General features: G+C 39.0%; 10 protein-coding genes and 1 pseudogene. All 11 read right to left on the bottom strand.

The features are described 5' to 3' along the window. A partial coding sequence (locus HMPREF9200_RS07300) for an NAD-dependent epimerase/dehydratase family protein (RefSeq protein ID WP_009354076.1) occupies window positions 1-791 on the bottom strand: 791 nt, incomplete at its 3' end. A 90-nt stretch (window positions 792-881) separates the two neighbouring features. After that, window positions 882-1430: an NAD(P)H-dependent oxidoreductase gene (locus tag HMPREF9200_RS07295; RefSeq protein WP_009354077.1), complete on the bottom strand. Its 549-nt coding sequence runs from the start codon at window positions 1428-1430 to the stop codon at window positions 882-884. A gap of 43 nt (window positions 1431-1473) precedes the next feature. Beyond that, window positions 1474-1782 (bottom strand): ComEC/Rec2 family competence protein, encoded by a 309-nt coding sequence (locus HMPREF9200_RS09105; protein ID WP_009354079.1) that lies wholly within the window; start codon window positions 1780-1782, stop codon window positions 1474-1476. A gap of 32 nt (window positions 1783-1814) precedes the next feature. Beyond that, entirely contained in the window at window positions 1815-2402 is a 588-nt protein-coding gene (locus HMPREF9200_RS09100) for an MBL fold metallo-hydrolase (RefSeq protein ID WP_009354074.1), read from the bottom strand. A 30-nt stretch (window positions 2403-2432) separates the two neighbouring features. Then, the gene (locus HMPREF9200_RS07285; RefSeq protein ID WP_009354072.1) at window positions 2433-4025 is read right to left on the bottom strand and encodes a bifunctional ADP-dependent NAD(P)H-hydrate dehydratase/NAD(P)H-hydrate epimerase; all 1593 of its coding nucleotides are present in this window, start codon (window positions 4023-4025) and stop codon (window positions 2433-2435) included. Between the two features lie 11 nt (window positions 4026-4036). Beyond that, window positions 4037-4402, bottom strand: a complete 366-nt coding sequence (acpS, locus tag HMPREF9200_RS07280; RefSeq protein ID WP_009354071.1) for a holo-ACP synthase — start codon at window positions 4400-4402, stop codon at window positions 4037-4039. Window position 4403: 1 nt separating this feature from the next. Continuing rightward, window positions 4404-5051, bottom strand: coding sequence for a ribulose-phosphate 3-epimerase (gene rpe, locus HMPREF9200_RS07275; protein ID WP_009354078.1), 648 nt, complete (start codon window positions 5049-5051; stop codon window positions 4404-4406). 1 nt (window position 5052) lies between these two features. After that, window positions 5053-5781 carry a ribosome small subunit-dependent GTPase A gene (gene rsgA / locus HMPREF9200_RS07270; protein ID WP_009354080.1) on the bottom strand — a complete coding sequence of 243 codons (729 nt, stop codon included), beginning with the start codon at window positions 5779-5781 and terminating at the stop codon, window positions 5053-5055. An 11-nt stretch (window positions 5782-5792) separates the two neighbouring features. After that, entirely contained in the window at window positions 5793-5912 is a 120-nt protein-coding gene (locus HMPREF9200_RS09095) for a hypothetical protein (protein WP_255260743.1), read from the bottom strand. A gap of 8 nt (window positions 5913-5920) precedes the next feature. Then, window positions 5921-7825: a Stk1 family PASTA domain-containing Ser/Thr kinase gene (gene pknB, locus HMPREF9200_RS07265; RefSeq protein ID WP_009354075.1), complete on the bottom strand. Its 1905-nt coding sequence runs from the start codon at window positions 7823-7825 to the stop codon at window positions 5921-5923. 11 nt (window positions 7826-7836) lie between these two features. Continuing rightward, window positions 7837-8288, bottom strand: a pseudogene (locus tag HMPREF9200_RS07260) (SpoIIE family protein phosphatase); the annotation flags it as partial.

Here is an 8288-nt window from a genome sequence, read left to right as displayed (position 1 = left end):
CGCGGTTCTTCATAATAACGTGTCACCGTAGTGCCAGCAATGTGCTCTAATGTGTCGATTAATTCATTCACAGAAATTCCAGTTTCTGTACTCACATTGATAACCCCCGTTACATCATTATTCAATCCCAATATATTTGCTTCTACTACGTCATCTACATAGACAAAGTCACGTGTTTGTTCTCCATCGCCAAAAATTTTGATAGATTCACCATTCGCCACATGTTCGCAGAAAATACTAACAACTCCACCTTCACCGCCATTGCCTTGACGTGGTCCATATACATTAGAATAGCGATAGCAAATATAGGGTAATCCAAAAGATTCTTGGAAAATGCGTAAGTACCCTTCCGTAGTTAATTTTGTCAATCCATAGCAAGAACGAGGCACTCCTGCCAATTCTTCCGTAAGAGGTAATACCTCTAAATCACCATATACTGCAGCAGAGGATGGCATAAGGAATTTTTTTACCCCCACTTTAACTGAGGCTTGTAATAAGTTCAATAGTCCCATTAGATTGATATCACAATCTTCCGTTGGATGTACCATGGATTCTGCTACTACTGTTTGCGCTGCCTCATGAAATACATAGTCCGGTTGAAAGTCTTCAAACACGTCATATATTCTTTCATCTCGTATATCCAATTCTAAAAATTCAGCTTGTTCATTCACAAATGTCCGCAATCCACTGCTTAAATTGTCAATGACAAGTACACGATGTCCCTCTTGAACCAACCTATCTACTAGATGTGATCCAATGAAACCGGCACCGCCTGTTACAATTATATTCATATTCCTCATTCCTGTATTAATGACTGTCTTAGTAATATAAATTATACACCGTATCTAGTATATCGCAATAGTATGTATCCTATGGCGCACTTAAGCGTCTATATACTGAACTAATTGATCACAGTGTTCTTTTGCTTGTCTATGAATCACTTGTAGCTGTACATCTTCACCTGTATACAGCATATTGCCAGTGAAAACACCACCTTTAAAATTCATTTTACAGAACTTACAAGTAGCTTCACAGGTTTTAAAGATTTCATCAATAGTAATGCCTTTATCACCATGCAACGCATATTCATCATTACCACAAGCAGCGGTAAGGCCAACAACCATATCCTTACCAGCTACTGCATAGGTGTCTGCTCCATAGGCCCAACCATAGGTAAACACTTCTTCAAACCATCTCATAATCAGCGATGTTAAAGAATACCAAAATAGAGGAGACTGAATCACGATCGTATCCGCCCATAAGAGCTTTTCACGTTCTGCTTCTACATTGATCTTGTAATCTCCGTAGAGCACTTCCAAACGATCAAACTCAGCCTTAGGATATTTTTCTTTAAGCAACGCGAGAATCTCTTTGTTTGCCACAGAATTTTCTTCGTGGGTATGACCTGTTACAATTAAAATGTTTTTCATTTCTATACCTCCCCTAATTTAGACCCTTATATAATACACTCTATTATCGTTCTCGTTGGATATCATAGTCTGTACCATTTGTCCGAATGGTAACAGTCCCCATTGTATCTGTACGATAGATATCTACATGTTCCTCCAATAAACGTGCCATAGCTTTCTCACCAGGATGTCCATAAGAATTATGTAAACCTGCAGAAATAACAGCTGCTTCTGGTCGAACAGAACGAATAAAATCTTTTTGACTAGAACCATTACTACCATGGTGTCCCACTTTTAAGACTTTACTAGACATTTTTGTATTTTGCTCTTTAATAAGACGTGCTTCTTCTTCTTTTTCCGCGTCACCAGTCATAAGCATAGAAAACTTACCAAATGTCAGCTTACCTACAATGGAGTTATTATTTTGATGAACTTCACCTTTTTGTCAGCCATCACTTCCCCTTTCCAAGGGGCATAGACCTCAAAATACGCTCCATTTCCTAAGTCTAAAAGATCACCTTTATGAAGTGTTTCACGATGAATCTGTTTTGTCTCTATCATTTTTAAATAGGTTCTATAGGTACCACTATCGATATCGATGCCATTATCATAGACATGTTTAATCGGGATTGCTTTGGCTATGGCATAGAAACCACCAATATGGTCCGCATGAGGATGTGTCAAAATGACATTTTCTAATTCTTTCACACCATATTTTTTTAGTAAGGCTACCACCTGTGGTCTATGTTCAATATCACCTGTATCAATCATGGAAAATCTATCCCCAATTTGGAGTAAAATTGCATCTCCTTGTCCGATATCCAGTACATGGACCTTCATAGTACCAGTTGGTGCTTGCGTAGATTGACTGACCTCTGTCTTTGCAACATTTGCATTCGCCTGTGAAAGTTCTTTTCCACAGCCCAATAGACTAAGTAGTGATACTATCAACACACCTAACAAGAGTAGATATTTATATATTGCTTTTTTCATTTTGAAGTACTTTCTAATTTCTACGTATTATCACAGAGGTATCATTCGCACATATCCATCCATAGAGGGTAATACTCGACCAATCCGCTGTGCCACTTCTGTAGGAGTAAATCCTGGACCACAATCATCGAGTGCTATATCTCCCGCTCGACTATGGGCATAGATAGCAATATTTATAGCATTCATAGGATCTTGCTCTTGATTCAACAGAGAACCAATCACACCAGCTAATACATCACCCATGCCACCAGTCCCCATATATGGGTTGCCATTCGTTGTTACAAACACCTTACCATTAGGCGTAGACATTATAGTAGGTTGTCCTTTTAAAACAACATATGCACCGTATTCTTTCGCAAATGCACTAGCATATCTAATAGGATCTTTGCTAAGCTCTTCTATACTTTTTCCTGTAAGAACAGAAAATTCACCTAAATGCGGTGTCAGTACAATAATATAATCATCTTTTCCTAATTCATAGGCGCGATACTTCAATAGCAATAGATCACTAGCAATAGCTATAAGCCCATCTGCATCAATCACCATATGGCTACCTGTAACAGATTGTATCCATTGAAGTAAATGTTTCTTCTCACTATTGCTTCTGCCACCACCAGGGCCAATGACTACTGTGCTATTCCCATCTAGTTGTTCTATATCGCTACTATCACGAATCATCATTTCAGGGCAACTCAAGGAACGCAACGCATCTAACTCATTTGTACCAGACAGTATAGTGACTTTTCCAGCTCCACTGCGTAAAGCTCCTTCAGCACTTAATATGGGTGCCCCATAAATCCCCGGAGAACCACCCACAATATAGACATGACCATTGGTCCCTTTATGAGCAACGGGAGAGCGGGAATCTATATGCAAGGACTCTGCGTTATTCCAATAGATTTCCTGCCAATTCTGATCAGACTCCCCTAAGGCGCGATGTGGAAAAGGATATCCGATACTGCCTATACTCATATGTCCTACACATTGTCTTCCCGGATAGAAAAGCATTCCCACTTTAGGGGCTAATAATGTAATCGTTTCATCTGCTTTAAATGAAGATATATCTGCACTACCTGTCAACCCATTAACCCCACTAGGAATATCGATGGCAATACATGTTCTAGTATCACTATAAGAACGCCATTCTTTACATTGTTCAAATATAGCTCCTATTCGTTTAGGTAGTTCACCATGAAATCCTGTGCCAAACACACCATCTACCACAATACTTACATCCTGTAAAATATGGGAGGGTATTAGATTTCCATTAGACTGCATCATCTCATCAGTCACAATCGTAATCGTATCTTCTAGAGTATGTACCACCTTCCATTGTTGTTGAAACAAAGGAGACCCTTCTTCTGGATTCCCACATACAACAACATAGAGCGTCACTTCAGGAACTTCTGTTAGCAAGCGTGCTGCCACTAAGGCATCACCACCGTTGTTGCCAATGCCACAAAGAAACAAAACTCCCTTTGGCCCCTTTATTTCTTGTATGTATCTATGTACTACCTCAAAAACAGATCGTCCCGCTTGTTCCATTAAATGAGATACTGGAAGTCCTAAACTTTCAATATATTGATCTACTATGTTAACTTGCTTTGGTGTTAAAAGTCGCATAGGTCTATCCTCTAATATACAATGACAGTACTCGTAGCATATTCATGACAATGGCTAATAGAAACTTGCAACGTTTCGTATCCTAAGGCTTTCATTTGTTGTCCAAAATAGCCTGTACAAGTAAGAACAGGGGCTCCCCATGCATCATGAGTAATTTCAATATTCTGCCAAGAGCCATGACGAAATCCTGTTCCTAAAGCTTTTACACAAGCTTCTTTCGCCGCAAAGATGCCCGCAAAGGATGCAGCTGCCTGTTTGTTACGTCCCCACGCGTAGTTTCGTTCGTATTCTGTAAATACTCGTTGTAAAAAGCTGTCCCGTTCAATCGCTTGTTCCATGCGATGAATTTCTATAATATCTGTGCCTACTCGAATCATATTAGCCTCGTAATTTGGCAATCATATCTGCACGATCTGCTGCACCAAATACAGCAGAACCAGCTACTAATAGGGTAGCCCCTGCTTCACGCACTAATGGGGCAGTTTCTAAGTTAATACCACCATCTACTTCTACAACAGCTTTTATATTACCTACAGAATCCAATAATTCTCGAGCTTGTTTTACTTTTTTTACTGCATTATGAATAAACGATTGACCTCCAAAGCCTGGATTTACACTCATAATTAGAATTAAATCCAAATCTTCTGCAACATCTTCCAGTAAGGATACTGGCGTAGATGGATTTAAAGAAACTCCTGCTTTCATACCAGTTGCTTTGATGGCTTGAATCAAACGATGCGCATGTGGCACAGCTTCCCAATGAAAAGTGAAATACTCCACCCCTATCTTGGCATATTCTTCTACATAATCGCCTGGATTTTCTACCATTAAATGTACATCAAAAGGCAACTTTGTATGTGGACGTAATGCTTTTACCACAGGAGCACCAAATGTTAGATTTGGCACAAAATGTCCATCCATCACATCAATATGTAATAAGTCAGCACCACCTTCTTCGATAGTACGAATATCTTCTCGCAAATTAGAAAAATCTGCCGATAACATAGATGGGGCAATTTGAATCATCTTATCGTCTCCTTTGATCTTCAAGTTCTGATTTAATCGTCAAATAGGATTGGTATCGTTGCTCATTAATCTGCCCATTAGCTAAGGCATCTTTCACAGAACAAATAGGTTCATGACTATGGGAACAAGGACTAAAATTGCATCCCCTATCATGGTCATCAAACTCGGGGAATGTATGCACTAACTCTTCTACAGTCATCCCTGTATGCTCTAGAGCTGAAAATCCTGGTGTATCCATGATAAAGGAACTTTCATCTAAGCTGTATAAAGAGGCATGGCGCGTCGTATGGCGACCACGTTTAATCTTATCGCTAACAGCTCCTGTTTGAAAAGCAAAATTCGGATCTACTGCATTTAGCAAACTACTTTTACCTACTCCAGAAGGGCCGGCAAAGGCACTGATTTTACCATGTAATACATGGCGTAACTCTTCAATCCCTTCACCAGTATACGTGGACGTACAGAGTACAGTGTAACCAATATTTTCATAGATAGATTTCAGTTTCATCGTATCTTCTGTATGCAAATCATATTTATTAATCACTAGTACTGGAGGAATATGACTATGATGAATCATCACTAATAAACGATCCAATAATAGAGGATGAATATCTGGCTCTCTAGCTGCTACCACTACAATGACTTGGTCAATATTGGCAATGGCTGGTCTACGCAAAGAATTTCTTCGTGGTTCAATCGTATCAATCCAAGAATCTTCTGTAATTGTCACTGAATCACCTACTAAAAGGGAATATCGTTCTTTTTTAATCGACCACGCACTTTACATTCATGCACATCTCCATTTGGAGTCTGCACATAAAAGTAGCCATTCATATTTTTAATTACAACACCTTGTTCCATAGTCTCTCCTATAAGGATTGTTCTTGCACTAATGCATTGTTTAAGTACACCTGTACGCGTACATTTCCAGATCCTGATACACTTTTCACAATACGATCTCCAGGCGCATTTGTACCATCATAGACAACACGACCGCCATCGTCATCAATAACCACTAGCTTGATATGCTGGGAGGCACGTCCATTTGGTACGGTTATATCTACTACACCTTTTGTAGTACCATTTTGTTTACTATTAGTAGTATCTTTTTTGGCATCTTTTGCTTGCCCTACTAGAGAAATACTTTCATCACGTTTTACGGAAGATCCTGGTGCTGGGCTCACTTCAGTTACAATTGCAGAATCCTCATTAGAGCCTGCTATTTTACTAATGCTTAATCCTAAATTTCCCAATGCTTCTTTAGCTTCTTTAATTGTCATACCCACTACATTAGGTATCTCTACCATGGTAGATTTTGTTTCATTAATCGTAATATCTACGGTTGCATTTTTAGAGGCTTTACCACCTGGCTGTAAGCCTTGACTAATAATAACTCCATCATCTTTACTAGTGTCACTTACATAGGATATCTTACCAATTGATAGGCCTAAGGCTTTCAACTTTTCTCTTGCCTGATCAAAACTCATCCCTTGTAGATCTGGTATTGTTATATCACCAGCACCTTTACTAACCACCAAATGAACCATCCGTTGTTCTTTTACTGTTTCACCTGGCTCAGGACTCTGTGAAATAACCTGCCCTGCAGGTACATCAGAGTTAGTTACCTCTGAACTAGAGACTCGAAGATGTCGTTCTTCCAACAATCGTGTAGCCACACTTAATTGTTTGCCCACCACGTTTGGCACATCTACTGTGGAATTACTCCAAAAGTTACCAAAACTCAAGAAGGCCCATAAAAAGGCAAGCAAAAAGGCAAAAACAGCACCACCAATGACATATTTTTGTGGTAAGTTTCCAAGTTTTGCCAATATTCCTTCTTGTGAATCAGCCTCATCTTCCATAGTGTCTGTCTCCATAGGAGGTAATACTTGTGTAGCAAAGTCATGCTGTAATGGTCGTGTCGAAGTACTACCACGATAACCTAAAGACATCCGTAAAGCTTGAATCATCTCAGAAATAGAACCAAATCTCTTACCAGGTTCTTTTTCTAATGCTGTCAAAACAACTTGCTCTAACTGTGCTGGAATCTGTGGATTCTTAATACGTGGTGCCAATACTCGATCACGTACATGTTGTAAGGCTACACTAACTGGTGTCTCTCCTCTAAAAGGAACTTCTCCCGTTAATAATTCATAAAGCACAACCCCTAATGAATAAATATCTGTACTCACATTAATACTTTTTCCACTAGCTTGTTCTGGAGAAATATAATGAGCTGATCCCATTACTGAATTTGTATACATCATCGTAGCTGCTGTATTAATTGCACGAGCAATGCCAAAGTCAGTTACTTTGATACGACCAGAATCTGTAATTAAAATATTATGCGGTTTTACATCACAATGTACTATGCCCATCATGTGTGCATGCTCCAAGCCCTCTGCAATAGCTACTACTATTTTTACAGCCTCTTGCACAGATACTTGATTACCATGATGTTGAATATATTCTTTTAATGTACATCCTGATACATATTCCATTATGATGTAATGAAAGCCTTGATCAAAGCCTACATCATACATACTAACAACATTGGGATGATTTAATTTACCAGCAGCTTGCGCTTCTCGCTTAAACCGAGCCACAAAATCTTGATCACTACCAAAATTTTGATGCAGAATTTTAATAGCTACTGGTCTTCCTAATAATGTATCTTTTCCAAGATATACGTCGGCCATGCCGCCAACACCTATCTTTTGCTGTACTTCATAGCGATGGTCAAAGACCAATCCTACTAATGTAAGTCTATCCATAAGTCACCTCTTTATATACGTCCTAGTACGATTGTCACATTATCTCGTGCTCCCGCATCATACACAAGGTGCACTAAATCTTCTAACGCTCTATTTTCATTTTGTTCTTCAGAGAGAACTTGTTCAATCTTGGATTCTTCAATATAACCAGATAAACCATCACTACAAAGTAAGATTCGGTCATTTTGAAGTAATTCTATCATCCCTGTATCGACTTCTACCGATTCATAGACGCCAATCGCACGGGTTAACATATTCCGATTAGGATGATGAAGAACTTCTTCTTCTGTAATCGTTCCAGCTTCTACTAACTGTTGTACCATAGAATGATCTTTTGTCATGCGTTGTAAACCTTTTTCGCCATATATATATAAACGGCTATCTCCTACGTGAGCCCAATATAAAATATTATTTTGCACATAAGCCACAACAGCAGTAGTTCCCATACCTTCTAATTCCTTAT

The organism is Veillonella sp. oral taxon 780 str. F0422, from assembly GCF_000221605.1.
GTDB lineage: Bacteria > Bacillota > Negativicutes > Veillonellales > Veillonellaceae > F0422.
This window is presented reverse-complemented; position numbering and strand designations above follow the sequence as displayed.

Bases quoted from the DNA above. Each gene is read 5' to 3' on its own strand.
- HMPREF9200_RS07295 (WP_009354077.1), bottom strand. From the start codon at position 1,430: ATGAAAAACATTTTAATTGTAACAGGTCATACCCACGAAGAAAATTCT.
- HMPREF9200_RS09105 (WP_009354079.1), bottom strand. From the start codon at position 1,782: ATGACTGGTGACGCGGAAAAAGAAGAAGAAGCACGTCTTATTAAAGAG.
- HMPREF9200_RS09100 (WP_009354074.1), bottom strand. From the start codon at position 2,402: ATGAAAAAAGCAATATATAAATATCTACTCTTGTTAGGTGTGTTGATA.
- HMPREF9200_RS07285 (WP_009354072.1), bottom strand. From the start codon at position 4,025: ATGCGACTTTTAACACCAAAGCAAGTTAACATAGTAGATCAATATATT.
- acpS (WP_009354071.1), bottom strand. From the start codon at position 4,402: ATGATTCGAGTAGGCACAGATATTATAGAAATTCATCGCATGGAACAA.
- rpe (WP_009354078.1), bottom strand. From the start codon at position 5,051: ATGATTCAAATTGCCCCATCTATGTTATCGGCAGATTTTTCTAATTTG.
- HMPREF9200_RS09095 (WP_255260743.1), bottom strand. From the start codon at position 5,912: ATGGAACAAGGTGTTGTAATTAAAAATATGAATGGCTACTTTTATGTG.
- pknB (WP_009354075.1), bottom strand. From the start codon at position 7,825: ATGGATAGACTTACATTAGTAGGATTGGTCTTTGACCATCGCTATGAA.